The sequence below is a fragment of the Methylotuvimicrobium buryatense 5G genome (genome assembly GCF_000341735.1).
Taxonomy (GTDB): Bacteria; Pseudomonadota; Gammaproteobacteria; order Methylococcales; family Methylomonadaceae; genus Methylotuvimicrobium; species Methylotuvimicrobium buryatense.
Genome location: NZ_KB455575.1, coordinates 1,046,098 through 1,072,064 on the forward strand (window position 1 = coordinate 1,046,098; position 25,967 = coordinate 1,072,064).

A 25,967-nucleotide genomic window follows, 5' to 3' on the forward strand; every position below is an offset into this window, starting at 1 on the left:
CTGTTTCATATGATTGTAATTCTTTTAATAATACATCTAAAACTTGCAGAAATATGGAATAATATTGATGTCATATTCTATGAATAAGAAGACTAATATCCGAAATTTATCGCTTTGTATCATTTATACGTTTTTATACTTTATATTTGCAATTTCGATAACACTGCTCTATCCAATGAATTCTTATGGTATACCGTTTTGGCCTGCTGCAGGTATCGGACTAGGAGCGATGATACGAATGGGATACTCTGCTTGGATTGTAACCTTTGTCGGCGCATTTTGCTTTTCATCGATAATTAGGGGGGCAGGTATTGGCTATGCGGCAATGGAAGGGCTTGGTTCTTCAATGGGGGTTCTGGTTTGCTTTACATTACTAAATAAGCATAATTTTGATTCGGCATTGCTTCGAGTTTACGATTTATGGTTATTAGTAGCCTCCGCTGCATTAAGTTCAGCGATATTTTCTAATATTAATCTTTTTTTTATCTATTACTCGAATTCGGACGTATCTCCCGAAATCTATATTAATGATTGGTTTAAGTGGTGGACAGGAGATGCACTTGGAGTTTTAATACTTACCCCGTTAGTTTTGACATGGACGGATAAAAGTCATTATGTCTTTGCAAAAAACGGCTTTTTTTTACGCGGGACTTTATATCTTACGGTTTTCATTTGTGGATATTTGGGTTTAATCGTATCGAGTAAGGTAATAGAAGAGCTTAGAGGACTAATCGTCATGGCGACTTTTCCTTCTCTTGCGTGGGCTGTGTTGCGTTTTTCATTAAGAGATGTCGTTTTATGCATATTTACGGCATCTTTTTTTTCGTTAGTAATATTTGGCTATCAAACACCGCAGTCTATAGAGTCGTTGATGTTTTTTATGTGGATGACTGCGCTAATGGCATTGTCTATCCATATCGCGATATCGTCAAACCGGCTTATGTTAATCCAATTAAATGAAAAGAATGAGCAATTGACCTCGCTGATCGAAACATTTCCCGACGGTATTTTTCTAAATGACGGTCTAGGTCAATGTCAAATCGCAAATCGGGCAGGATTGGCGATTACACAATTAAATGATAAATCCGACTGGTACGGTAAAACAGAACGGCAGTTAGCGGTTAGCTCGCAATCCGATGATATGCGTTTACTATTCGAGTATTGCTCGGAAAGTACCGAAATGGCTTTCAAAAACGGACGCTTGATGAGAGGTGAACGTAAAATAAAAAAAAAGAACGGTGCGGCTCGTTATCTTGAAATACGCAAATTCCCTAGGCTTGGTAAAAACGGTGACCGAGTTGGAATCGTAACCATCGTACGAAATATAACCAAACAAAAATCAATTACCGAGACGTTGAGACAGAGTACGATTCAATATCAGAAGCAAGTTCGTTTGCTACAGACTGTTTTGGATGCTTTGCCAGCCCAGGTTGGATTGTTTGATAAAAATGGTTCAATTGTTGCCGTCAATCGAAGTTGGCTTTATAAATGCCAGCACGCGTGTACTAAATATTCCGATGTTAAAGCTGTTTGCGGGGAGCATCTTACGGGTTGTCCTCAGTTGACTGACATGCCCATTTCAGGCTATGTCAACGCAAGAAACGGAATTTTCAAGGTATTGCATGGAGAAGCGCCGCAATTTGTCTACGAGTTTTCGGAGACGTGCTCGAACCAGTTTGCTTGGCGCAAGATGATCGTGACACCGATAGATCCTAAACTTATCGGTTCCTCCGGCGTTGTGGTGATGATTTTGGATGTCACCCAATCCAAAATTTCAGGCGATATTGTTCGTCAACGCGAACGCCAATATCGTGCAATAACCGAGCATTCACCCGATATGATCCTTCGCGTGGGGCCGTCCGGTAGAATACTTTTTGCCAATAAAGCACTGACATCCTTCCTGAGACGGAATGGTTTTGGTTTGATTGGTCAAAAAGTAATCGAATTATGGGGAGACGAACATGTTGCTAGTTTGTGGAACGATGCGATAGACAGAATTATTAACGGTGCGCAGCAACGCATAGAGTTGGTTTTTGAAACGAACGATGCAGATCAAATAGGAAGGCGAGTTTTTCAAGCATATATGGTACATGACGGCGTCGATAATGAAATAACTATACTAGTAGTGATTCGTGATATCACTGAGATAAAAGAGAAAGAAGATCGGTTGATCGAGTCTCATAAGCAATTACGTTTATTTGCTGCTGAATCCGAAATGGTGCGAGAGGCGGAAAAAAAGCATATTGCAAGAGAATTGCATGATGATTTAGGGCAGCTCTTAAGCGCTTTACGATTCGATATCGGGCTATTGAAAATGCAGTATGCGGCAAGTGCTCCGGAACTTGAGCCAAGATTAATCAAGATGATGGATATACTCGAACGAGCAATTGAGTGCACTCGAAATGCTGTCGATCATATTCGCCCGAATGTTCTCGACATTGGACTTGATGCGGCGCTTGAATGGTTGCGTGACGATTTTGAAGAAATGTTCGGAATTGATTGCGAGCTACAGATAAAAGGAGAAATACCCGAGTTAAGCGAAGAGCAGGTAACGGTGCTTTTCCGTATTATGCAAGAATCGTTAACAAACATCGCTAAACATGCCTGTGCGACATCTGCCTCAATCCAGTTTTGGTCGACTAATAATCTGATTTATTTAGTAGTTCGAGACAATGGCATTGGTTTTGATTTTGAAGGAGTCGATCGGAATAAAAAATGTTTCGGTTTGCTCGGTATGGAAGAGCGAGCGATTGCATTAGGAGGGTCGTTGACTATAGAGACTAAACCGGGTTTTGGATGCAGTACTATGTTGACTATCCCTATTTCAAGTAAAAACGAATCGTCATAGAACTAATAATGAGTAACTATTCGTAAGCGTTCAGCCCCCTACCTGAATTGTACAGGTTTTCGCGACCACAGAACTAGCTATCAATGGCTTGCCGCAGTTTTTCAGGGAAAATACTCATTTTTGAGGGGGAATCTGAACAATTACATTGGACGGATTGGACTGTTAAATTTAGCTCGTATTATCAATCGCGTAATGGTTATCGAAATTTATAATACATGTATCGATACACTATTATCATAGCAAGTACAGAAGAGTTTTTTTATAAAGGAGGTAGAGAGTGGTTAAAATTATACTAGCCGACGATCATGCTATTTTAAGAAGCGGACTCAAGGAAATATTAAATATAGCGCCCGATATTCAATTAATAGGCGAGGCTGAGGATGGCGAGGAATTACTATGTCTTCTCAACAAACATGTTCCGAATATATTAATGACTGACATGTCTATGCCCGGAATTAATGGATTGGCTTTGATTGGAAGAATTCGAAAATATTATCCGGAATTACCGATTTTAGTATTGTCAATGTTAGATGATTTACAGTTAGTCATGCGTGCGGTTAATGCGGGGATTCAAGGGTATGTCACGAAGAGTTGTTCGCCGGAGATTTTATTGGAAGCGATTAACAAAGTTGCTTCAGGAGGTAAATATATTGAACCTAGACTAGCTGAGCGTGCATTATTTTCAGGTAAAGCAGAGAAGTCTCCTTTAGAACAGCTTTCCAAAAGAGAACATGAAATTTTTATGCTGCTAGTGCAGGGTATGGATGCAATGACAATTGCAGGCCGTTTATTTATCAGTGTTAAAACGGTTAGTACGCATAAATCGCATATATTAGAAAAGATGGATATGAAGAATGTAGCAGAACTTGTACGTTATGCGATGCAAAATCAGCTACTATAGATTAAACTTCAAAAGCGCCTGTTTAGTGTTTGCTCTATGGCGCATTTGCGATAGTATTCGTCATATAGGTATGGGTTTTCGATATGATATCCAGGTTGTATGGATGTGAAGCTAGGAATTGCCATCCATGGCACTGGATTATTCAAATTCGTTGACGAAATTACGCATTTTTCCTTAAGTTGGCGTCCTACGGAAAGAGTTAAATCAACCGGATAACGCTGATGATGTTTTTTCTTGGACTTAGCAAAAATTTAATTCTTGGAGAGTGAAGTGTAAATATTCAGCCTCCCCTCTTTGAAAAAGAGGGGAGGAGATTTTTAAATAAATCCTCCTCAATCCCCTTTGTTAAATGAGGAAGACAAATCGACAACTTGTTTTGGATGCAGGGTGAGTGAACAATTACAATGAAGTAGTATTAATGATTTAAAAAACACATTTTTAGTAGAGGGCTGTATCAGTTTTCGTGTTGGGTCAGCATTAAAATAAAACCATTAAGTAAATTATTTTCGAGAATAGCTGTTATTTTTAAATCGACAAAAACCATACGCCCATCCAAATATTTCAACAACAGTTTCTTAAAATAAGCTTCTTTCTTTTCTGCTTCGATGCATGTCATTAATGCATATTCGATCGATTGAAAATCTTCTCCGCTTAGTTGCAGTACTTCATCCACTTTATGTAAAGTTGAACTATTTAATTCCCATCCGGTTAAGCGTGCCGCATCTACCGTCATATCGGTAATCCAGCCATCTGCATTAAGTACAATAATTGCAGCATCCAATGCGTTCATCGCGGCACGATTGCGATCTAAATCACCTTGTAGTTGAGAATTAGTTTGATAAAGATCATCCAATTGATCGCTCAATGATTCGTTACAAGATTCGATAACCTTAAGTCGTCTAACCATTTCATCGGTACGAACTGCAATCTGAGTGTCCATATAATAACGAAGTGAGGTCAACTCGTCTTCCATGCTTTTAGTTCTTGTTATGTCGATAAGAATGCCTTGCATAAACACGGTTCGATTATGCCTGTCTGTCGCAAAAGTTGCTGAATCATGGAACCAGCGAAATTTGCCGTCGGAACAACGTAGCCGATAGTCGCAACAAAAGGGGTGTTTTTGCTGACAGCTTTGACGAAAAAAGCTTTCAATGTTGCCTCTATCTTCTTCGTGCATGCTTTCGAAACGGGATTGCGCATCAATCTTCCATAATTCCGTTGAAATTCCAAATTCTTCAGCCTTAGGACTTAGATAAATAAAGCGCTCGTCATCGCCAAGCGAAATTACATATGAAACGGCTTGTATTCGCTCCATTAAAGAATCATACATCGCTTCTGTACGATATTTTTGCTTTAAAGTGTAATGGTGACTTAATATATATTTAATGCAGAAGGGTAATATATTCAAATAATGTCCATTTGAATCCTTTTGCAAAAAATCAGTGACGCCGAATTCTAATTCAATCTCTTGTTGATTCGAGTCATTATTGTCGGAAATGCTAAGTATGGGAGGAGCTAATTCTTTTCTTATGTGTTTTAATCGAGATAAAAATTCCGACTTATGCATGTCGGAAATCGAATTTCCTAACAAAATACAATCGATCGAATATTTCTCTATACTAGCCAGTCCTTGAGAGCCCGATTCACATTCTAATATTGTTAAATCGAAATCCGCTAAATACTTCTGATCTAAAGAACGGAGATAAGCTATTCGGTCATTTTGTTTTTTTTCAACCAGCAATATATGAACTTGTTTTTGTTCTTTCTCAGTATTACCTGTATATATGGAGGGCTGTGTATGGAAAATTAATTCATTTTCATTTTGTCTTGAACAGAATCCGGCTTCCGGTCGAGAATATTGATAATGGTGATTTCCAAACATATACGCAGAATTTCGCGTTATCGTTTTAGAAAATATATCACATTTATTAGAAGTCATATTGGTGGGTTCTGAGAACATTTTAGGCTCCATATTTTTTAACCAAAGGAATAGAAAGTAACTGATTCTGGTAATCTTATTTACCTCATATACTTATCGCACTTCAAATTTCGACATTAGGCGTATGAAGTAGCCGGTGCGAATGTGGGTTTTGGTTCCTCGGCAACTGTCGAGTTATAAGGATTTCGTGATAAATAACCTCCTGGAACTATGAGTTTTGTTGAGGGTTTGGTAACTCGCTTGACAGGAGGACGCCGTGAATACGTCCGTGCAGGCTTGACGTCGGCTTTCCCTGTTGCCGACACCGCCAATCGAGCTACCGAACCTTCCATAAAATAGGGAAGTTATTTTCGACCAAATCCTAAGGATGTAATGAATGCAGAAAATTTAGTTTTTTCTGTTCTGCGTCGCATACTGCACGTCAATTTTGGTGTTCGTAAAGACTTTGGCAGTACCTCTTTCAACGTTAGGTGAGGAGGAGCAAAGAGCCTTATAGATACTTCATGTGGCATCCTTTGGCCGGATACTACGACGCCGAAAGTGGTAAGACAGTAGTATGAAAACGCCGGGTGCTTATTCAATTACGTTTTTATCCTATCAGTGCTCTTGGTTTGAAAGAATCGGTAATTTCTGATTTTTAAGTCAGTTTTTGCGTACTTATTTTTTAAAGCATAAGGATTTCGTGATCAATAACGTCCTGGAGCTATGAGCTTTGTTGATAGTTCGGTCACTCGCTTGACAGGATGCCGTAAAACCAACATTTATCACCAAAACCTAAGAAAATTCCGAGTGCCATATTTTTAAATTCCGATATTAAAATCAGCGGCCGCCTATAGTAGGAGTTAATAGATATTTGATAATCTGCACGCTAATCTTTACGTATTGCTATCGTTCGTTAGCCGGATTTTGCAATGGTTCAATAGCTATTGAGCAGTAAGCGGTAGTTGACGTCTGAAGTGCATTAAGAGCGGATAGAGTATTTACATTACCTTTGATCAAGATGTCGAAAGACATGAGTTTGCCTGCCGAGTGACAAGATTATGCAAAACGAAACATTTATGGGACGAATCTTTCATCATGCGTGGCCGACTGCATTTACCGGCTTGCTTGGGTGTGTATTTATCTTGTTCTTCGATCGTGGCGAAGTGGTGGATCCTGTACTTGCATTAACCGTTGTATCGTTATATTTGTCTCACGTGTCTGCGAATAAAGCCTGCGCATCGATAGAACATGCCGTACAAGCCGAACGTGCTCAGCAGGAATCGAAAAGAAAAGCGCTCGAAGCTGAGACGGTCAAAGGACTTGATAAGTTATGTGAAAATGTGCTTCCGGTTTGGTCTCGGCAAATCGATTTGGCTAGGCGGCATACCGAAGAGTCGATCAGCGGCTTGGCGAAGCGTTTTTCCGAATTAGTGGAAAGAATCGAATCGACTGTTTCTACTTCGGTTGAAACGACCGGACAAGGAGAGACAAGTGGTATTTTGCAAGTGCTTAAGGAAAGCGAAACGACTCTTGGCGATATCATCGATTCGTTTAAAAGTGCGCTCAATCTACGAGAGGCCTTGTTTAGCCAGATAACCGAGTTAACGAAATTTACCGTCGAATTGAAAGCAATGGCCGCGAGCATTAGAGATATTGCCGGACAGACAAATTTACTGGCACTTAATGCATCAATTGAAGCCTCACGTGCCGGAGAGCACGGTCGCGGATTTGCTGTAGTCGCCGATGAAGTTAGAAAGCTGTCGATGTTATCGGGGGATGCGGGGCGTCATATTACTGAAAAAGTGGAGTTAGTTAATGCCGCCATCAAATCCGTATTCGATGCATCAGAGCATTATTCCATCGAAGACGCTGTCATCATTCGTAACGCCGAGAATGCAATGCAACATGTATTGGAGGGCTTTCAAGGGGTTGTGTCGTCATTGTCCGATACTTGTATCGTACTCCAAAAAGAAGGATGTCAAATCAAGGATGAAATTTCGAACGTCTTGATTGATTTGCAGTTTCAGGATCGAGTCGGGCAAATGCTCGATCATGTATGTACCGATTTGAACAAGCTGGAAGGTTATTTACTTGAGCGAGACTCGCATCCGAACGGGTATGCACAGACGGAGATCGATGCCGATTCGTGGCTTAACGAGTTGTCCTGTGCTTATACGATGCACGAGCAACGCGTGATGCATCACGTTAAATCGGGATACGGTTCGAAGCAAACAGTAACAACTAAGCCGACGGAAATTACCTTTTTTTGAGGAGATAGCACTATGAGTAAAACGGTCATGATCGTCGACGATTCAGCATCTATTAGGCAAGTTGTCAGCATTGCTCTGAAGGGGGCGGGTTATCAGGTTATCGAAGCCTGCGATGGTCAAGACGGACTGGCGAAAGTTAGCGGGCAGCGAGTTCATTTGATTATCAGCGATGTCAACATGCCGAAAATGGACGGTATTTCTTTTGTAAAGGAGCTAAAAAAAATTCCGGAAACAAAATTCATTCCGGTAATCATGCTGACAACCGAAAGTATGCAGGCGAAAAAGCAGGAAGGTCAAGCCGCTGGTGCGAGAGCTTGGGTAGTCAAGCCGTTTCAACCCGAGCAGATGATTGCGGCCGTTTCGAAATTGATTATGTCGTAGGAGTTCATGTCATGAATATTCGGTTCGATTACGATCCCGAAAATAATCGTCTGAGTTTAGATGGTGAGATGACGATTTATACAGCGGCCGAACTCAAAGGCCGGTTGATGCAGAGACTGCATGAATCCGAAACGCTCGCTATCGATTTGTCCCGTGTCGGCGAAATCGATTCGTCGGGAGTCCAGTTACTATTGCTGATGTTCAGGGACGCTGCGACCAAAAATAAATGTATCCGTATTGTCGCATCGAGTCCGGCATTCGACGAAGTCGTGTTTTTGTGTTCCCTGCAAGAAGCGTTTGGAATGAACGGTATCGAAGCCGAGGAGGAGGCATGAATCTGGATGAAGCGTTACAGACTTTTATTGAAGAAAGCAGCGACTTACTGACTCAAATGGAAGAAGCTTTGATACTGTCCGAGCAATCCGAAGAAATTTCTGAAATCGTCAATGTACTGTTTAGGGCGGCGCATACGATCAAAGGATCGGCCGGTTTGTTTGGGTTTGATCACATAGTTTCGTTTACCCATGTTGTCGAAAGTTTGCTGGATAGGGTTAGGACGGCGGAACTCGAGCTGACTTCCGATCTGATCGCATTGTTGATGTATAGCCGCGATCATATCGCCGATTTGCTTGAAGACATGACCCCCGAACCTGGTAATGTCAGCGACGAGTTGCGCGAGAAAGGCGACCGGCTCGTCGAGCAATTGAAATGTCATCTTGGTAGCGATGAATCAATGCCGACTAAACCAAACGAAGATACGTCGGTTGCCCCAAACCGGACAAACTGTGATCAGCGGCCGGTTCGTTCAGAAAATTGGCATATTTCGTTACGGTTTGCTCCTGATATATTGAAAAACGGCATGGAACCGTTTTCGTTTCTGCGTTATTTGTCCACTTACGGCGATATCGACCATGTTTGCACGGTTCCGGACGCGATTCCTTCAGAAGAGAAAATGGATCCTGAAATCAGTTATTTGGGATATGAACTCAGTTTCAAGAGCCGAGCCGAGCGGTCGGCGATCGATAGTACGTTCGACTTCATTCGCGATGGTAGTCAGATTAGACTGATACCGCCGCATGCCGATATTTCCGAATATATTGAGTTGATAACAATATTGCCGGAATCGAACGAGCGGGTCGCCGAATCTATCCGGAAGTGCGGTTCGTTGACTCAAGAAGAATGTCGAACCGCGCTTTCGGAAATACAGCGGGTAAGTGCAGCCGATAGAACTCAGGTATCTAGAAGCGATATCGAAGCAAGTCCACCCGCGCCTAAATCGAATCCATCGGAACGCAATGCGACGACCGTCGCAAAGAACGGAGAAAATCGCTTTATACGTGTGGACTCGGTCAAGCTGGATCGATTGATCGATCTGATCGGCGAATTGATCATCGCCGGCGCGAGTACAAGCATGGTGGCCCGAAAAATTGGCGTCGCCGAATTGCGGGAATCGACTTCGATTCTTTCTCGATTGGTCGAGGAGGTACGAAATACCGCATTAAATTTGCGAATGGTGCAAATCGGTACGATTTTCAATCGTTTTCAGCGCGTCGTTCGCGACGTAAGTCAAGAGCTCGGTAAAGATATCGAATTAATTGTCGAAGGCGCTGAAACCGAGTTAGACAAAACGGTCGTTGAGCGCATTGCCGACCCGTTGATGCATTTAGTCAGAAACGCAATCGATCACGGCATTGAGCCGTTTGAGCTGCGTAGGGATAGAGGTAAGCCCGATAAAGGTACGGTCAGACTCGGTGCCTATCATGAGTCGGGCAGTATCGTAATCGAAGTTGAGGACGACGGCGGTGGGTTGGATCGGGATGTCATTCTGGCGAAAGCGGTCGAGAAAGGCTTAGTTAGCGAAGGCCAATCAATGAGCGATCATGAAGTTTTCAATTTGGTATTCGAGGCCGGATTCTCGACGGCTAAGGAAGTCAGTAATTTATCGGGCCGCGGAGTCGGGATGGATGTCGTTCGGCGCAATATCGTCGATTTACGCGGTAGCGTTGAATTGTCGAGCCGGCTAGGAGAGGGAACCTCAGTCAAGATTCGATTACCGTTGACGTTGGCTATAATCGACGGTTTTTTAGTCGGCATCGGCAACGCGACCTATGTTTTACCCCTCGACATGGTTGTCGAATGTATAGAGCTAGCCGCCTGGAATCAAGAGGTCGGAGACGACAAGCGTTATTTGAATCTGCGCGGCGAGGTGATGCCGTATCTGAGATTGCATGAACATTTCGGAATATCGGGCAAGATCGGCAAACAGCGCAACGTCGTTGTTTTGAATTATGCAGGCGAAAAATTCGGTTTAGTCGTAGAAAAATTGATGGGCGAATTTCAAACGGTGATTAAACCGATGGGGAAAATGTTAGAGAAAGTCCAAGGTATTAGCGGCTTTACGATACTGGGTGGCGGGGATGTCGCATTGGTTTTAGACGTGCCGGGGTTGATGCGGCAAATTGTTCTTGAGCATGAACGCGAGGAGGATACCGTGCATTGATATTGAACGAAGACGGACTAATGTACGGCTCTGCGTTGTGCAACAATCGAGTCTGAAAAATAGCTCGAAGGAGATTGTTTATGTTTACTACTATGAAATTGGGCACCCGGATCGGTTTGGGTTATTTCGTTGCATTGTTTTGCTTATTGCTTAGCGGTGTGTATGGTGCGATGAACTTAAAATCGGCCAATCAAGAGATGGGAACGATATACGAAGATAGGGTGGTTCCCTTAAAAGGGCTTAAGGCAATCGCCGATGCCTATGCGATCAATGTTATTGATGCGGTCAATAAGACTAATGCCGGATTAATGAGTGCCGAAGAAGCTTTACAGAGTATTCGTAATGCTAGTCGACAAATTGGCCGTGAATGGAAGGCCTACACGGCCACGCGTCTGACGGACGAGGAAGAACGCTTGGCCGAACAAGCAGGCAAGTTGTTCGAGGCAGCCAATAGCGATATTCAGCGATTGGAGTCACTATTGGAACGCCAATCGGGACTCATTGAAGGGCAATTAAGAGAATTCGACGGACCGCTTTACGCCAATATCGATCCAATCGGTAATAAAGTCGCCGAATTGATCGACTTGCAATTGAATGTGGCCGATGAAATCTATCGTATGTCGGCCGATAATTATCTGCTCATGTTACAACTGACGGCAGTGATTATCGTCGTTTCGATGATTGTTTCCGCATGGCTCGGTTTAGCGATTACCCGTAGCGTCATGAATCAGTTGGGCGGCGAGCCGGCGCTGGTTTATGACATAGGCAACAAAATATCTGGCGGCGATTTGAGCAGCAAAATTGATTGCAAGCCGGGCGATACGAACAGTTTATTGTATGGCATGGGGCGGATACAGCAAGCGATTCGATTGCTGGTCGACGACACCTCGATGTTGACCCGATCGGCTCGCGAAGGGTTGCTTTCAACTCGGGCCGATACCGAACGACACAGCGGAGATTTTCGCGAAGTTATCGAGGGATTCAACGGCTGCCTCGACGCGGTAATCGGTCCGCTTAATGTTGCGGCCGATTATGTCGATAGGATTTCGAAAGGCGATATGCCGCCGAAGATTACCGATACTTATAAAGGCGATTTCAATACGATCAAGAACAATTTGAACACCTGCATCGAAGCAATCGATACAATGGTCGCCGAAGCCAACAATCTAGAACAGGCCGCTATCGAAGGCCGTCTGTCGACCCGTGCAGATGCGAGTCGTTATCAAGGCGACTACCGTAAAGTCGTCGAGGGCGTCAATAATTGTCTCGATGCGGTAATCGGACCGCTAAACGTTGCGGCCGACTATGTCGACAGGATCTCGAAAGGCGATATGCCGCCGAAGATTACCGCGACCTACAACGGGGATTTCAATGTCATCAAAAATAACCTGAATACCTGTATCGAAGCAATTAACTTAATGGTGGCTGAGGCTAACAATCTCGAACAGGCCGCAATACAAGGCATGTTGTCGGTTCGCGCCGATGCAAGTCAATATCAGGGAGACTATCGCAAAGTTGTCGAGGGAGTCAATAATTGTCTCGACGCGGTAATCAGCCCGCTAAACGTTGCGGCCGACTATGTCGACAGGATTTCGAAAGGCGACATGCCGCCGAAGATTACCGCGACCTACAACGGGGATTTCAATGTCATCAAAAATAACCTGAATACCTGTATCGAAGCAATTAATTTAATGGTGGCTGAGGCCAGTAATCTCGAACAGGCTGCAATACAAGGCATGTTGTCGGTTCGCGCCGATGCGAGTCAATATCAAGGAGACTATCGCAAAGTTGTCGAAGGGGTCAACAATTGTCTCGATGCGGTAATAGGTCCGCTTAATGTTGCGGCAGATTACGTCGATAAAATCGCCAAAGGCGAGGTTCCTCCGAAGATTACCGACAGTTATAACGGTGATTTCAATACGATCAAAAACAATTTGAACACCTGTATTGACGCAATCAATCGAATGGTTGCAGATGCGGCGATGTTGGCCGAAGCCGCCATTGATGGCCGTTTGGAGGCGCGAGCCGACGCATCGAAGCACCTAGGTGATTACCGGAAGATAGTCGAAGGCGTAAATCAAACGCTCGATTCGGTGATAGGTCCGGTAAACGACGTGATGCAATCGTTGGCTGCGATGGAAAAAGGCAATTTGACGCGAACCGTCGATGGCGAATACAAAGGGAAACTGAAGGAATTGCGTGACATGTTGAATAATACGCTGACTCGTTTGTCTCAAACTGTTGCCGAGATCAATATGACGACTCAGGAGCTAAATAATGCTTCCGAGCAGGTTAATGCAACCGCGCAGAGCTTAAGTCAGGCTGCTAGCGAGCAAGCGGCTAGTGTGGAGGAAACCTCATCGTCGATCGAACAAATGTCGGCATCGGTCAATCAAAACTCTGAGAATGCCAAAGTTACCGACGGCATTGCAACTAAAGCGGCTAAGGAAGCCGAAGAAGGTGGGGGGGCCGTAAAACAGACCGTGACGGCAATGAAAAGTATTGCCGAGAAAATAGGCATCATCGACGATATTGCTTATCAGACCAATCTATTGGCGCTCAATGCGGCAATTGAAGCCGCGCGAGCCGGGGAGCACGGTAAGGGGTTCGCTGTTGTTGCAGCCGAGGTGCGTAATTTAGCGGAGCGCAGTCAGGTCGCGGCACAGGAAATCGGGGAACTGGCAGGGAAAAGCGTCGATACTGCCGAGAAAGCAGGAGGACTGCTCGATCAAATGCTGCCGTCGATCCAGAAGACTTCAGACCTCGTGCAGGAGATTGCAGCTGCATCCGAAGAGCAATCGGCCGGTGTGAGCCAGATTAATACGGCGATTAGTCAATTGAATCAAGTGGCACAGCAAAACGCCAGCGCAGCGGAAGAGCTGTCGTCGACTTCCGAAGAATTGGGGGCAAAATCTTCGCAACTGGGCGATTTGATGAGCTTTTTCAAAATTACCGAACAATCTGCGGGAAATCGCTTGGCTGCTGGCGGGAATTTGAAATTAGTGCATAAAGTTTCGAGCCGGACCAAAAAAATCGTCAATGAAGCTCAAGACGAGGAATTGGCGGATGACGAATTCGAATACGCCCGATTCTAGGAGGTTATCATGGAAAAAGTTGCCGATCGAAATAAGAAACAAGCGCATGATGTCGATCTTGAGCAGAATCAATATCTAACATTCATGATTGCTGGCGATACTTTTGCGATGGGGATATTGGCTATAAAAGAGATCATTCAATATGGTCAGCTAACTGAAATTCCTCGCATGCCTGCGTTTATTCGAGGGGTTATCAATTTGCGCGGCGCGGTTGTGCCTGTTATCGATTTGAATGCCCGGTTCAATATGCCTGAGGCCCGCGTATCACGCCGTTCGTGCATTATTATTGTTGAAATTCATACGGAAGAAGGCGAAAAACAAGATATCGGCGTTATGGTTGATGCTGTCAATGAGGTCCTGGAGATTCTACCGGCCGATATAGAACCGGCTCCCTCATTCGGCGCTAATATCCGTTCCGACTTCATCGGTGGCATGGGTAAGATCAAAGGTCGGTTCGTGATTATTTTGAATATCGATCAAGTATTATCGTTGTTTGAAATAGCGGATATAACAAGTGTTGCATCAATGGTTCGGAAGTCGTCAGAAACGGCAGAAAGAATGGCGGCCTAAAAATCCGATTTTACGGTAATGGCATAGATTTATTAGTAATAATACATAACTGGAGTTTTATTATGAATAACAAACGTATATTAAAAATTGTGTATGAACGGCCCAATCATTTCAAATCGTCCGATATGCGCTGTCGGACCACATGCGGTATGTTGGTGATTTCGAAGCTGGATAACGGAGAAGAGCGCATGCAACTTAAATTAGACACTATTCCTCTCGATTCGGATTTTACAGGTTGGTTTAACGTAATTTCAGGAGACCAAGAGCTAGAGGGATTTGATGCCGAATATGAATATCCGGTTTTAACGTCAATTAGAAATCAGATTATGTAAAAAATTATCCGTCGGTTCTTCTGGGTTTTCCGTTGTGATCGTAAAACAAAGGTAACGTAAAAAAGCTTTGGCTCATAGTGGAATCCGGGGAGCTGTTTCACGCCACCAACAATTCAACCAGAGATTGTAATAACGCTTTGCCGCGTTTTGTGTTACGAATAAATTCAAAAAAGCCCAGATAGAGCGGTAGATATTCTTGAGAGATACCGCGATGAGGTCGCAACCAGGAGCGTAACAAAGACCAGAGCCCTTCCATGGTGTTGACATGGACTTCGTGAAAGTATCGCCATCCTCGTCGCGCGCATACTCTCCGGCCCCATGGCAGACACTTTTTCGAATGTATTCCCATTGTTCAAGGCGATCATAAATCGTGTATTCATCGGTATAGATCAATGTACCGCTAGCAATCGTTTGTTGCACTTAAGGTTTGATGGTAGCTTGCTGAACATTCTCGACCATGTGAATGACGACTTGTCCGCCTCGCTGAATCATGCCGAATATTGGCGGCTTTTCCTTGGCCAAAGTCCCGCGTCCACGCGCGCCTTTTAATCGGTTACGCCGACCTTTACGCCCTTTTTTTTACTTTAGCGGGCTGTCCTTTGTGGCCTGAGACCACATAGACTTCATCGCATTCCACTTCGCCTTCTAGAACCACCGTCGGTTTTTTAGCCACAATACCGGAGCGCAACTGGCGTGTCATTTGTTGCGCGTCCGATTCATTCAAGTCTAGTTCGCGCGCAATATCGGAATTCGACATGTTCAACCCCATGAAGTATAAGCAGAGTATCCAGGTTTTCAACGGTTGATGATGTCCAGCGAAAATCGTATGAGTTAAATCATCGAACTTGCGGTGACAGTCTTTACAACCATAACGTTGACGATCTGGCTGACTCTCGTCTTTAGGGATCGTTTTAAGTCAAGAGATGAATAGCATTAGCATGATATGCTTATTTTTCCGTTACGGAAGAATTGGAGTCTGATACAAAATGCAGAGTAGGGGTGTGGTGGCGGCAGGTCATGAGCAAACTGCAAAAGCAGCCGCTTATATTCTCGGCGAAGGAGGCAATGCTTTCGATGCGGTGATTGCCGCGCATTTGGCGGCTTGTGTTGCTGAGCCGGTGTTATCCTCATTGGCCGGCGGCGGTTTTTTGATGGCCCGTACCGCGCCCGGCGGCACTGTGCTCTATGATTTTTTTGTTCAAACGCCGCTCTCCAAGCGCAGCGTCGATGACACGGACTTTTTTCCGATTTCCGCAGACTTCGGCACAGTTCGGCAGGAGTTTCATATCGGTTTGGGTTCGGTCGCGACGCCCGGTACTGTTAAAGGATTATTTGCGGTTCACCGGGAACTCGGTACGCTACCGATGACGGTTCTAGCCGAACCCGCTATTGAACTGGCAAGAAATGGCGTCGTTATGAATGCCTTTCAATCCTATATTTTCGACATCGTCAAGGCCATTTATCTGAGTTATCCCGAAGCGAGCAATACCTTCGGCAGCAAAATGCACCAAGGCCAATTACTGCAACAAGGAGAATTATTATATCTGCCGGATTTTGCCGATTGTCTCGAGGTGCTGGTTCGGGAGGGCGAAGCATTTTTCTATCAGGGTGACATCGCCGCCGCTGCCGCACGGCTTTGCGCCGAACAAGGCGGCCATCTTGCTAGTGAAGATTTTAGGCATTATCGAACGGTCAAACGAAAACCGTTGTCGATCGAATATCGCGGCGCCACCGTGCAAACCAATCCCGCTCCCAGTTCAGGCGGCACGTTGATAGCCTTTGCACTACAATTGCTACAATCTTTCGATCTGTCCCGCTATCGTTGCGGCACGGCGTCGTATCTCGATTTATTGGCACAGGTTCAAGATCTGACCAATAAGGCACGCGTCGACTCCTACCTGAACGGTAGCTCGTACCATCCGGGGGAGCATGTTCTGGATCCGGAAAATGTTGAAGCTTATCGAACGCGTATCAAACCCGCTCCGTTTTGTTCTAGGGGAACCACGCAAATCAGTGTCATCGACGGTTTAGGCAATATCGCCAGTCTTACTACCAGCAACGGGGAAGGATGCGGCGTGTTCATCCAGGGCAAACGCATTAAAATAAATGCCATATCAATATGTTATGACTATTCAACCTAAGCTTGCAGAATATTTTATTTGTTAGTTTTTTATTTTGTGGCAATAAAGGCTGCCGCTATGAAATTACTGAAAATACTACGCATTATAACCATTTGATTTTATATGTAGTTTTAATGCGTTTACCCTGCGTGTTCATCCCCGGCACAGGCATTCTGCTCAACAACATGCTGGGCGAAAAAGACCTCAACCCCAAGGGTTTTCATGATTGGCCACCTAATCAAAGAATGACCTCGATGATGGCGCCATGCATCGTGACGCTTTCGGACAAACGGCGTATTGCTTTGGGATCGGGCGGTTCCAATCGGCTCCGTACGGCAATACTGCAAGTATTAATTAACATAATCGATTTTAAAATGCCGCTGGACCTGGCTGTCAGGCATCCGCGCATTCATCATGAAGCCGGGTTGCTCAGCATAGAGGGGGGCTTTGATAATAACGAGGTCGCCCGGCTTCTTGAACATTATTCGAACTATAAAGTCTGGAACAGCCGTAATCTATTCTTTGGAGGCACGCATTCGGTTAGTAGTTCACCGGACGGTTTTTTCGGCATCGGCGATCCGCGGCGGGGAGGCTACGCCTTGGAGATTTGATAGCACACGTCGACTTTCTCGCTAAGCTTGATGAATTTCATGTGCTTCATGGCTAAACTGCCGAATTTTGATCTACGATGATGATACATTAATCGCGAGGAAAATTAGATGTTTGACTCTTTAGACCGCCTCATCTTATTGGTCTGCATCTTAAGCATGACAGCCTGCACACATTGTATGCCCAAAACACTGATCACCATCGCGGATGCGAGAACGCATCAGGCTAAACTGCTTGATATTGGAGAGTTAGGAGATACGGAGGGGGATATTTTGACGTTCGATCAACCCTTACTCGATGAACAAGGTTCACGGATCGGTAATAATAGCGGCATGTGCATACGTACGCGCGTTGGCCATAGCTTCCAATGTCAATGGACCTTGACCATGAAGAACGGCAGTATTCAGGTGGCTGGGCGTGAATTCGATACAGGAACGTCAGCTATAGCGATTGTTGGCGGTACAGGCCAATATTCTGGCATCAGTGGGCAAATGGAGTCAGTTAACAATGGAGATGGTACTTTTACTCAAATTTTGCACTATTGGGTTCAATAACAACAAATTGCGCTGCTCGGATTTTGTATACCCATCGCAGATTAAAATTCGGCACCAGGGTGTCCGTCAAAGGACGCCGTGAATACATCCCTGTAGGCTCTATGCCAGCTCCATGCTGGCAAAGCCTTTGTCGCACACCTTGGCGCCTCCTCAGGCACTGCCGAAATTTGAAGTGCGAAAGGTATAGTGGTGCAGGCTTGAAATTCTTTTCGGTAAGCATACTTCCCTGTACGCCGAAACATTTCAACCGTGGCCGAAGCAAGCCGAAACCGCTTAGGCCAATCCGAAACGTTGGGGACGGGTTAAATAACCCGTCCCACAGGAAGGCAATTAAAACAAATCCTCCCAAATACTATTCACTTTCTGAATAATTTCCTTGGACATCACGATCGGCCGCCCCCATTCGCGGTCGGTTTCGCCGGGCCATTTATTGGTGGCATCGAAACCGGCTTTTGAGCCTAATCCGGAGACCGGCGAGGCAAAATCGAGATAATCGATGGGTGTGTTGTCGAGCAGCGTGAAATCTCGGGTAGGATCCATGCGTGTGGTCATCGCCCAGATGACATCTTTCCATTCGCGCGGATTGACGTCGTCGTCGACGACGATGACGAATTTTGTGTACATGAATTGGCGCAGGAACGACCAAAGCCCAAGCATGACGCGTTTAGCGTGGCCGGGGTATTGTTTCTTTATGCTGATGACGGCCAAGCGATAAGAACAACCTTCGGGCGGTAGGTAGAAATCGACGATTTCAGGAAATTGTTTTTGCAGAATCGGCACGAAAACTTCGTTTAATGCCACGCCCAGCACGGCCGGTTCATCGGGCGGTTTGCCGGTGTAGGTGCTGTGGTAAATCGGATCCCGGCGCTGTGTAATTTTTTCGATCGTAAACACCGGAAATTCGTCGACTTCGTTGTAATAGCCGGTATGATCGCCGTAAGGACCTTCGGGCGCGGTTTCGTTTGGATAAATGAAACCTTCCAACACGATTTCGGCGCTGGCCGGCACTTGCAAGTTATTGCACAGGCAGTCGGCAAGTTCGGTTTTGCTGCCGCGCAGTAACCCGGCGAAGGCGTATTCGGACAGGCTGTCCGGTATCGGCGTGACGGCGCCTAATATCGTCGCGGGATCCGCGCCGAGCGCGACCGCGACCGGAAACGGTTCGCCGGGATGGGCTTCTTGCCATTCCTTGAAATCCAAAGCGCCGCCGCGATGCGCGAGCCAGCGCATGATGACTTTGTTCTTTGCGATGACTTGTTGCCGGTAAATACCCAGGTTCTGACGCTCCTTGTAGGGGCCTTTGGTTATCACCAGGGCCCAAGTTATTAACGGTGCGGCATCCTCGGGCCAGCAAGTTTGTATCGGATAGTTGCCTAAGTCGATTTCATCGCCTTCGAGCACGACTTCCTGGCAGGGCGGCGATTTAACGATTTTCGGCGCCATGTTCAATACTTGTTTAAATACCGGGATTTTGTCGAGTGCATCACGAAAACCCTTCGGCGGTTCCGGTTCTTTTAAATAAGCTAAGAGTTTGCCGATTTCGCGCAGGGACTCGACTGAATCGGCGCCCATGCCCATCGCGACTCGATGCGGCGTGCCGAAGAGGTTGCCGAGCAGCGGTATCGAATGACCTTTCGGATTTTCGAAGAGCAGGGCAGGTCCTTCTTGTTGTAGCGTGCGATTACATATTTCGGTGATTTCGAGCACCGGGTCGGCCGGGTATTGAATTCGCTTCAATTCGCCTTGTTTTTCCAGTTGCGCGATGAAATCGCGCAGGTCGTGATACTTCATGCAGCGATTCCGTTGTGTCTGAGCAGCGCGTCGATTTCGGGTTCCCGTCCGCGAAATTGGATGAACAATTCCATCGCGTCGTCGCTTCCGCCTTGTTCGAGAATGTTGGTCAAAAATGCATGACCGATGGTTTCATTGAAGATACCATGCTCTTCGAACATCGAAAAGGCGTCGCTGGATAGCACTTCGGCCCATTTGTAACTGTAATAGCCTGCCGCATAGCCCCCCGCGAAGATATGCGAAAAACTGTGCGCAAAGCGGTTAAACGGCGGCGGCGTAACCACAGCGACTTGTTTTCTGACTTGGTCGAGAATTTCGTAGATGCGCCCGCCCTTGGCCGGATCGTATTCTTTATGGATTCTCAAGTCGAATAGACTGAATTCGAGTTGCCGAACCATCATCATGCCGGATTGAAAATTTTTCGCGGCGAGCATTTTATCGAATAGGCTGTCCGGCAGTTTGTCACCGGTTTGATAATGGCCTGAAATCAATTCCAGCGCGTCTTTTTCCCAGCACCAGTTTTCCATGAACTGACTCGGCAACTCCACCGCATCCCATTCGACGCCGCTGATGCCGGAAACGCCGAGATGGTCAACCTTGGTCAGCATGTGGTGCAGCCCATGTCCGAATTCGTGAAACAACGTCGTCACTTCGTCGTGGGTCAATAACGCAGGATCGTCGCCCGTCGGCGGAGTGAAGTTACAGGTTAGATACGCGACCGGCGTTTGGACTTCGCCTTGGTATTTTTTGCGGCTAACGCAGACATCCATCCAGGCGCCGCCGCGTTTTTTCGGGCGGGCATAGAGATCGGTATAAAACTGACCGCGAAGTTGTCCGTCGCGGTCGTGAATTTGATAGAAACGGACGTCTTTGTGCCAGCTGTCGAAATTGTCGATTTCGCTGATGTCGAGTCCGTAGAGTTTTTCGACGATTGCGAACAGGCCGGGCAAGACCCGGTCGATCGGAAAATAGGTTTTCACTTCTTCCTGTGAAAGTTGATAAAAATGCTGGCGCATTTTTTCCGAGTAATAACCGATATCCCAAGGCTGCAAGTCTTTTATTCCGTAGTGTTTCGCGGCGAATTCGCGCAGTTCGAATAAATCTTTGCGCGCTTGTCGCCAGGATTTATCGGCCAAGTCCTCGAGAAAGCCGATGACCTGGTTGGGACTGTCGGCCATTTTGGTGGTCAGGGATAATTCGGCGTAGTTGTCATAACCTAAAAGGCGTGCTTTTTCATGCCGTAGCGCCAGAATTTGTTCCATGATTTGGCTATTGTCCCAGCGTCCCGCGTGCGGTCCGAGATCGGATGCACGCGTGACGAAGGCTTCGTAATGTTCGCGGCGCAACGCACGGCTGTCGGCATAGGTCATCACGGCTTGGAATGACGGAAATTGCAGCGTAATCATCCAGCCGCTTTGTTGATTGGCCTGAGCGGTTTGTTTGGCTTGTACCAATGCCGATTTCGGTAGGCCGGCTAGGTCATCGCTATCGGTGATCAGTTTGCTCCAGGCATTGGTCGCATCCATCAGATTTTCTTCGAAGCGGGAAGTCAGCTTCGATAGTTCTTGGCTGATTTCTTTGTAGCGTTGTTTCTTGGCCGGCTCCAAGTCTATGCCGGACAGTTTAAAATCTCGCAAAGCATTGGCGACGATTTTTTTCTGGGCCTTGTCATGGCTTTGAAATTCCTCGCTTTGTGCGATCGCTTGATAGGCTTTGAATAGAGCTTCGTTTTGGCCCATTTCGGTCGAATAATCGCTGAGCATCGGTAAGCAAGCGTTATAGGCCTCACGAAGCTGTTCGCTGTTGACCACCGAATTCATATGGCTGACTGGAGACCAGGCTTTGTTGAGCTTGTCTTCGGCGTTTTCGATCGGCTCGATCAAGTTTTCCCAGCTATATTGGTCGGTGGCCTTGAGGTGCCGATCGACCGTCGCGCGCGCGTCTGACAGTAATTTTTCGACGGCGGGTACGACATGTTCGGGTTTAATTTCGGAGAAATGAGGCAAAGTGTTATCGGTCAGTAATGGGTTGTTCATGTGTTTTGGGTATCGATCAAGAAAGAATTTGCATCGCCGCATCGATGCGCTGCCGCGCTTTGTGCAGGATATGCAGTGAAAAGTCCGGCGTCAATTTACCGTTGTTCAATTTGGTGTATGCAGGAATCGAATTGATATAGGGTAGTTCTTTATCATGTTGAATGCCGATATAGCTGTGTAATTTAGCCAGTATGATAATGTCGATCAGCGTCAGATTATCGCCGCTGTCATAATACCAGTCTTCGGCGTGTTGCGGAATTTGCTGAAGTTCTTCAGAAAAACCGAGGGTATGCAAGACTAATTTTCCTATTGGGGCTCTTAAAACCGGGATTGCCTCATTCAGTTCCGAGCGATTTTTATAGTGCTCAGGGTGTTGTTCGGCAAAATGAAGCAAAGGGATGATGCCGATATCGCTGATTAATCCCGCTAATAATGCGTCTTCGGGGTTAACCCGGCCGCTTTCCTGGGCCAATATAAAACTCAGGCTCGAAATGTAAAGGCTGTTTTTCCAAAGCGATTGCATGGCGGCAAGCAAGTGTTCGTTTTGACATCGAAACATTTGCTTGAGTCCGATGCCCATCACTAGCTGACGCGTGGCGTTTAAGCCAAGACGTGTAACCGCTTCCTGGCAATTGGTGACCGGCGAAATTGGAGAGTAAAGAGGGCTGTTGGCGATCTGGACTAGCTTGGTGGCGATTGGCGGGTCGATTTGAATAATTTTAGCGGCTTCGCGGATATCAATCTCGAATTCCATCGCTTGCTTGAGCTTTAGAGCGACTGCGGGTAAAGAAGGCAAGGTTAGCTTGTTTTCGCGGTAAATTCGGGAAAAGTCGGCAAAAAAAACGTTATCTTCGATTTGTTTAGGCAGGTCGATATCGATCAGTTCTAGGTGCGTTGCATCCGCTTTACTTTGCTCAGTCCACAATTTAATGAGCTCTGCCGAGACTTCGATGATCTCAACATCGGTTTTGGCGATTGCCGTAGCGCCAATAACTTTGCCGCTGTTAATCGGTAAATGCGACAGCGGCGAATCGGCGCTCATTTGATAGATGCTTTCGCAGTCCGGCGTCAATTCGAGTGTTCCTTTGTGCAAATAAAGCACTTTGCCATTATTGCCTTGCCCCCTTACGAAAATCGTAGCTCCGGCCCGATAACAGTTTGTCCGTTGCTGCAAAAGCTCGATTGCTGCATCGTTAAGATTTCTTATCGGCACGAATTGTTTGAGTATTTCGACTGGCTGTTTTATGCGGCTTGTTTTGAAAGGTTTATCGCAGGCTAAAATAGGATCCGCAGCCGTAACGGGACGGTTTTCAACATGTTCCTGTGGATCGTTTTTAGACTCGGAAGGCTTGGATGTAAAACGACCGATTAAATGGAAAAACCAATTGGGCATACGTCAAGCCAGAAAGTATTTCATTGTTTCGTTAATTTGTTGTTTGGCATCTTGCAATATTTGCAGTGACTGTTCAGGTGTCAATAATTGAGAATCCAGCTTTTGAAATGCCGGCAAAGTATTGATTAAAGGCAGTTCAACCCTGTACTCATACTGTGTCAATAAGAAATGGAATTTAGCCAACAGCACAATATCGCTTAGGTTTAAGGCTTCGCCGGAATGATCGAACCAGTTGCTTACTTTTACCGGAACTGTTTTGAGATTATCAGGAAACTCCCATCTTTCCAAAATGATTGAGCCAATTTGGCCTTGCAATGTCTTGATGCATTGGTCAAGATCACTCACTGTGAAAGCACTTTCCGGCAATTGGTCGGCAAACATTAACATGGGTAGGGTGCCGATATTATGCAGCAGTCCGGCCAGCAGGGCTTCTTCCGGGTTGACTTGGCGAGTCAAGTTTGCCAGCGTATAGCTAATGCAAGAAACCTTAATACTTTGTGCCCAATTTTCCTGAATACGTTTCTTAATCGTAGGTTTTTCGCTTTTTATCAGGTTTTTCATGCTGATCGCTGTAACCAGGTTCATGGTATTTTTAAACCCCAATCGATTAACCGCATCATGACAGTTTGTAATTGGGTTGAGTGTTCGATATACCGGGCTATTGACGATTTGAATTAATTTTGCCGCGATAAACGGATCCATGTTGACGATCTTGACGACTTCGGCAATGCCGATGTCTTGCATTGCCGATCGCCTAAGCTTGAAAGCGACATCGGGAAAGCTGGGAATTTTTAAATCGCGTTGCTGAAAATGCTCGTAAAAGCGGAGGAAAAATGGATTGTTTTGTAGCGAATCGGAGGCAAGTAACGGGTCATTTAACGGGTTAATCGGGTTACGGTTAAGTAGTAATACGGTTTTTGGAATATAGATGACCGTAACATTCGATTTAGCGATGGCGGTAAACTGGTGAAAATCCCCGCTCGATAATGGAAACAATGCTTTTAGAATGGCTTCGTTAATTTCTTGCCCAATACCGCTGGCCGTTTCTAAATACACCGTACCTTTGCACAGATAAACGAGTGCATCGACCTCGGTACCGCGAATGAAAAGGGCAGCCCCCGGGGCGAAACTTTCGGTGCGAATTTTTAAAGCCTGTATCTCTTCTTCGGTTAACAGTTGCCCTAAAGGCATTAACCGTTTAAGAAAATTAACCGGAATTCTAACCGGTTTAATGTTGTTTCTTGAGTGATTTTCTCTTGAAAGCTGTATTTCAGCCGTTATCGATTGTTCCCTTTTGGGAGCTTGCTTAGGCTTTGGAATAGGTCTTTTTTTAAATAAATTCAGTAGCATAGTATCTATATTGCAAAAGCTCGCTTGGCTTCGTTAATTTTAGTTTGCGCGTCATGAAGAATATGTAACGAGTTTTCCGGCGAGAGTTGGATAAAATCCAGTTTGCTTGCTGCTGGTATGGAAGTTATTTCCGGCAAATTAGCCATCTCCGGTGTGCCGATTTTACTATGCAGTCTTGATAATACGACGATATCGATTAGAGAAATCTGATTGCCGCGATGTTGGTACCAATCGTCGGCATACAAAGGTATTTCGTAGAGTTCTTCGGGAAAACTCCATTCTCGCAAGATATAGGCGCTGACGGGGCCTCTTATAAAGGGAATGACACGCTCAAGCGACTCTTCCTTGTAGTAATCCTCCGGAAGGTTAGCGGCAAAATTCAAGAAAGGAACAATCCCTATATCGCAAACCAAGCCCCCGAGTAAAGCCTCTTCCGGATTGACTTTTTTGGTTTCGCTAGCTAAGACGTAGCAAATACAGGAAATGTAGATGCTTTGCCTCCAAACCCTATCCAGTATTTTTTTGATCAGTGGATTCTGGGAATGAAATATTTGTTTAAGACTGAGAGAAATCACTAAATTTTGGGTTGCTTTTAAACCGATTCTATTGACTGCTTCGAAGCATGTTTTAGCCGGAATAGCGGTTAAATATAACGGGCAGTTTGCAACTTGAATCAATTTCGCCGCCATGACCGGATCCAGTTGGATTATTTTAACGGCTTCGGCCACGCCAATTTCGGCTTGAATTGCTTTGCGCAGTTTAAAAGCAATATCCGGCAGCGACGGCACTTCCATTTCCTCCTCTAGGTAATACTGTGAAAAAGCTTGCAATAATCGATTATCGGTTAATTCTTTCGGTATGTTAAGCGGCGCTGGATGATGGGAAGCGGGCGGCAATGCGCACATGATTTTATGCGAAACCCTCAATAGACTTACGTCGGTTTTAGCGATAACATTCAAGGCGTGTTTGATACCGCTACAGAGGGGGAATTTAGCGCGTGCGGTATTGGCTTCGACTTCATAATTTTTTCCGGCGCTGTCGGAAATAATGACCGTTCCTTTCAATAAAAAATAAGCCGAGTCGTTTTGTTCACCTTGATTGAATAAGATAGTGTTGGCGGGAAAAACCTCAGAGTACCGGTCGGTTGCGAAAGACTCCAGCATTTCTGTATGTAAACTACGAATGGGAATCAACGTTTTCAGCGTTTCGACCGTTATCGGGTCAGGGTTAATGCTGCACGCGGAACCTTGTTTGTTATCTTTGAAAAAATAATTCAATAAAGACATGCTGATTCCG

At 45.5% G+C, this 25,967-nt stretch carries 19 protein-coding genes and 1 pseudogene; 12 read left to right on the forward strand and 8 right to left on the reverse strand.

The window, feature by feature from the left end; genetic code table 11:
* Positions 1–79 precede the first annotated feature (79 nt).
* Together METBU_RS0104760 and METBU_RS0104765 are read left to right on the forward strand one after the other, a co-directional pair.
* Positions 80–2,848, forward strand: a complete 2,769-nt coding sequence (locus METBU_RS0104760; protein WP_175421676.1) for a PAS domain S-box protein — start codon at positions 80–82, stop codon at positions 2,846–2,848.
* A 277-nt stretch (positions 2,849–3,125) separates the two neighbouring features.
* Positions 3,126–3,749 (forward strand): response regulator transcription factor, encoded by a 624-nt coding sequence (locus tag METBU_RS0104765; protein ID WP_017839540.1) that lies wholly within the window; start codon positions 3,126–3,128, stop codon positions 3,747–3,749.
* Positions 3,750–4,203: 454 nt separating this feature from the next.
* Here METBU_RS0104765 and METBU_RS0104770 read toward each other — a convergent pair whose 3' ends face one another.
* Positions 4,204–5,709, reverse strand: coding sequence for a PAS domain S-box protein (locus METBU_RS0104770; protein WP_186005676.1), 1,506 nt, complete (start codon positions 5,707–5,709; stop codon positions 4,204–4,206).
* A 1,601-nt stretch (positions 5,710–7,310) separates the two neighbouring features.
* Here METBU_RS0104770 and METBU_RS29190 point away from each other — a divergent pair.
* From METBU_RS29190 to METBU_RS0104805, 7 genes and pseudogenes are all read left to right on the forward strand, one after another.
* Positions 7,311–7,940, forward strand: a pseudogene (locus tag METBU_RS29190) (methyl-accepting chemotaxis protein); the annotation flags it as partial.
* A 12-nt stretch (positions 7,941–7,952) separates the two neighbouring features.
* Positions 7,953–8,321, forward strand: coding sequence for a response regulator (locus tag METBU_RS0104780; protein WP_017839543.1), 369 nt, complete (start codon positions 7,953–7,955; stop codon positions 8,319–8,321).
* Between the two features lie 11 nt (positions 8,322–8,332).
* A complete protein-coding gene (locus METBU_RS23330) occupies positions 8,333–8,656 on the forward strand; it encodes an STAS domain-containing protein (protein WP_017839544.1) in 324 nt (107 codons plus the stop codon).
* Positions 8,653–10,821, forward strand: coding sequence for a chemotaxis protein CheA (locus tag METBU_RS0104790; RefSeq protein ID WP_017839545.1), 2,169 nt, complete (start codon positions 8,653–8,655; stop codon positions 10,819–10,821). The genes METBU_RS23330 and METBU_RS0104790 overlap by 4 nt, the downstream gene beginning before the upstream one ends.
* Before the next feature lie 80 nt (positions 10,822–10,901).
* Positions 10,902–13,916, forward strand: a complete 3,015-nt coding sequence (locus METBU_RS25145; protein WP_083877624.1) for a methyl-accepting chemotaxis protein — start codon at positions 10,902–10,904, stop codon at positions 13,914–13,916.
* A gap of 9 nt (positions 13,917–13,925) precedes the next feature.
* The gene (locus METBU_RS23340) at positions 13,926–14,486 is read left to right on the forward strand and encodes a chemotaxis protein CheW (protein WP_017839547.1); all 561 of its coding nucleotides are present in this window, start codon (positions 13,926–13,928) and stop codon (positions 14,484–14,486) included.
* Between the two features lie 62 nt (positions 14,487–14,548).
* Positions 14,549–14,818 (forward strand): hypothetical protein, encoded by a 270-nt coding sequence (locus tag METBU_RS0104805; protein WP_014148531.1) that lies wholly within the window; start codon positions 14,549–14,551, stop codon positions 14,816–14,818.
* 72 nt (positions 14,819–14,890) lie between these two features.
* Here METBU_RS0104805 and METBU_RS28665 read toward each other — a convergent pair whose 3' ends face one another.
* Both METBU_RS28665 and METBU_RS28675 read right to left on the reverse strand, forming a co-directional pair.
* A complete protein-coding gene (locus tag METBU_RS28665; protein ID WP_235726379.1) occupies positions 14,891–15,238 on the reverse strand; it encodes a transposase in 348 nt (115 codons plus the stop codon).
* A 145-nt stretch (positions 15,239–15,383) separates the two neighbouring features.
* Positions 15,384–15,575, reverse strand: coding sequence for a hypothetical protein (locus METBU_RS28675; protein WP_017839550.1), 192 nt, complete (start codon positions 15,573–15,575; stop codon positions 15,384–15,386).
* Positions 15,576–15,804: 229 nt separating this feature from the next.
* Between METBU_RS28675 and METBU_RS23350 the strand changes: the two genes are divergently transcribed.
* The 3 genes from METBU_RS23350 (at position 15,805) to METBU_RS0104825 (ending at position 18,101) form a co-directional block, all read left to right on the forward strand.
* Positions 15,805–16,959: a gamma-glutamyltransferase gene (locus tag METBU_RS23350; RefSeq protein WP_083877625.1), complete on the forward strand. Its 1,155-nt coding sequence runs from the start codon at positions 15,805–15,807 to the stop codon at positions 16,957–16,959.
* Between the two features lie 113 nt (positions 16,960–17,072).
* Positions 17,073–17,549, forward strand: a complete 477-nt coding sequence (locus tag METBU_RS23355; protein WP_138767146.1) for a gamma-glutamyltransferase — start codon at positions 17,073–17,075, stop codon at positions 17,547–17,549.
* Between the two features lie 108 nt (positions 17,550–17,657).
* Positions 17,658–18,101 (forward strand): dirigent protein, encoded by a 444-nt coding sequence (locus tag METBU_RS0104825; RefSeq protein WP_017839551.1) that lies wholly within the window; start codon positions 17,658–17,660, stop codon positions 18,099–18,101.
* 330 nt (positions 18,102–18,431) lie between these two features.
* Here the strand turns inward: METBU_RS0104825 and ubiD are convergent, their stop codons facing one another.
* The 5 genes from ubiD to METBU_RS0104850 form a co-directional block, all read right to left on the reverse strand.
* Entirely contained in the window at positions 18,432–19,892 is a 1,461-nt protein-coding gene (ubiD, locus tag METBU_RS0104830) for a 4-hydroxy-3-polyprenylbenzoate decarboxylase (RefSeq protein WP_017839552.1), read from the reverse strand.
* A complete protein-coding gene (gene prlC / locus METBU_RS0104835; protein WP_017839553.1) occupies positions 19,889–21,928 on the reverse strand; it encodes an oligopeptidase A in 2,040 nt (679 codons plus the stop codon). Before prlC ends, ubiD begins: the two co-directional genes overlap by 4 nt.
* A gap of 16 nt (positions 21,929–21,944) precedes the next feature.
* Positions 21,945–23,321, reverse strand: coding sequence for an HDOD domain-containing protein (locus METBU_RS0104840; protein ID WP_017839554.1), 1,377 nt, complete (start codon positions 23,319–23,321; stop codon positions 21,945–21,947).
* A 3-nt stretch (positions 23,322–23,324) separates the two neighbouring features.
* Positions 23,325–24,512: an HDOD domain-containing protein gene (locus METBU_RS0104845; protein ID WP_235726380.1), complete on the reverse strand. Its 1,188-nt coding sequence runs from the start codon at positions 24,510–24,512 to the stop codon at positions 23,325–23,327.
* Between the two features lie 164 nt (positions 24,513–24,676).
* Positions 24,677–25,957, reverse strand: coding sequence for an HDOD domain-containing protein (locus METBU_RS0104850; protein ID WP_017839556.1), 1,281 nt, complete (start codon positions 25,955–25,957; stop codon positions 24,677–24,679).
* Positions 25,958–25,967: the final 10 nt, after the last annotated feature.

What these genes read in the sequence shown, in the direction of transcription:
- METBU_RS0104845 (WP_235726380.1), bottom strand. Translation starts at nt 24,512, where the DNA reads ATGCCTTTAGGGCAACTGTTAACCGAAGAAGAGATACAGGCTTTAAAA.
- METBU_RS28675 (WP_017839550.1), bottom strand. Translation starts at nt 15,575, where the DNA reads ATGTCGAATTCCGATATTGCGCGCGAACTAGACTTGAATGAATCGGAC.
- METBU_RS0104790 (WP_017839545.1), top strand. Translation starts at nt 8,653, where the DNA reads ATGAATCTGGATGAAGCGTTACAGACTTTTATTGAAGAAAGCAGCGAC.
- METBU_RS0104805 (WP_014148531.1), top strand. Translation starts at nt 14,549, where the DNA reads ATGAATAACAAACGTATATTAAAAATTGTGTATGAACGGCCCAATCAT.
- METBU_RS0104770 (WP_186005676.1), bottom strand. Translation starts at nt 5,709, where the DNA reads ATGTTCTCAGAACCCACCAATATGACTTCTAATAAATGTGATATATTT.
- prlC (WP_017839553.1), bottom strand. Translation starts at nt 21,928, where the DNA reads ATGAACAACCCATTACTGACCGATAACACTTTGCCTCATTTCTCCGAA.
- METBU_RS23350 (WP_083877625.1), top strand. Translation starts at nt 15,805, where the DNA reads ATGCAGAGTAGGGGTGTGGTGGCGGCAGGTCATGAGCAAACTGCAAAA.
- METBU_RS23330 (WP_017839544.1), top strand. Translation starts at nt 8,333, where the DNA reads ATGAATATTCGGTTCGATTACGATCCCGAAAATAATCGTCTGAGTTTA.
- METBU_RS23355 (WP_138767146.1), top strand. Translation starts at nt 17,073, where the DNA reads ATGCGTTTACCCTGCGTGTTCATCCCCGGCACAGGCATTCTGCTCAAC.
- METBU_RS0104780 (WP_017839543.1), top strand. Translation starts at nt 7,953, where the DNA reads ATGAGTAAAACGGTCATGATCGTCGACGATTCAGCATCTATTAGGCAA.
- METBU_RS25145 (WP_083877624.1), top strand. Translation starts at nt 10,902, where the DNA reads ATGTTTACTACTATGAAATTGGGCACCCGGATCGGTTTGGGTTATTTC.
- METBU_RS23340 (WP_017839547.1), top strand. Translation starts at nt 13,926, where the DNA reads ATGGAAAAAGTTGCCGATCGAAATAAGAAACAAGCGCATGATGTCGAT.
- METBU_RS0104825 (WP_017839551.1), top strand. Translation starts at nt 17,658, where the DNA reads ATGTTTGACTCTTTAGACCGCCTCATCTTATTGGTCTGCATCTTAAGC.
- METBU_RS0104850 (WP_017839556.1), bottom strand. Translation starts at nt 25,957, where the DNA reads ATGTCTTTATTGAATTATTTTTTCAAAGATAACAAACAAGGTTCCGCG.
- METBU_RS0104840 (WP_017839554.1), bottom strand. Translation starts at nt 23,321, where the DNA reads ATGCCCAATTGGTTTTTCCATTTAATCGGTCGTTTTACATCCAAGCCT.
- ubiD (WP_017839552.1), bottom strand. Translation starts at nt 19,892, where the DNA reads ATGAAGTATCACGACCTGCGCGATTTCATCGCGCAACTGGAAAAACAA.
- METBU_RS0104760 (WP_175421676.1), top strand. Translation starts at nt 80, where the DNA reads ATGAATAAGAAGACTAATATCCGAAATTTATCGCTTTGTATCATTTAT.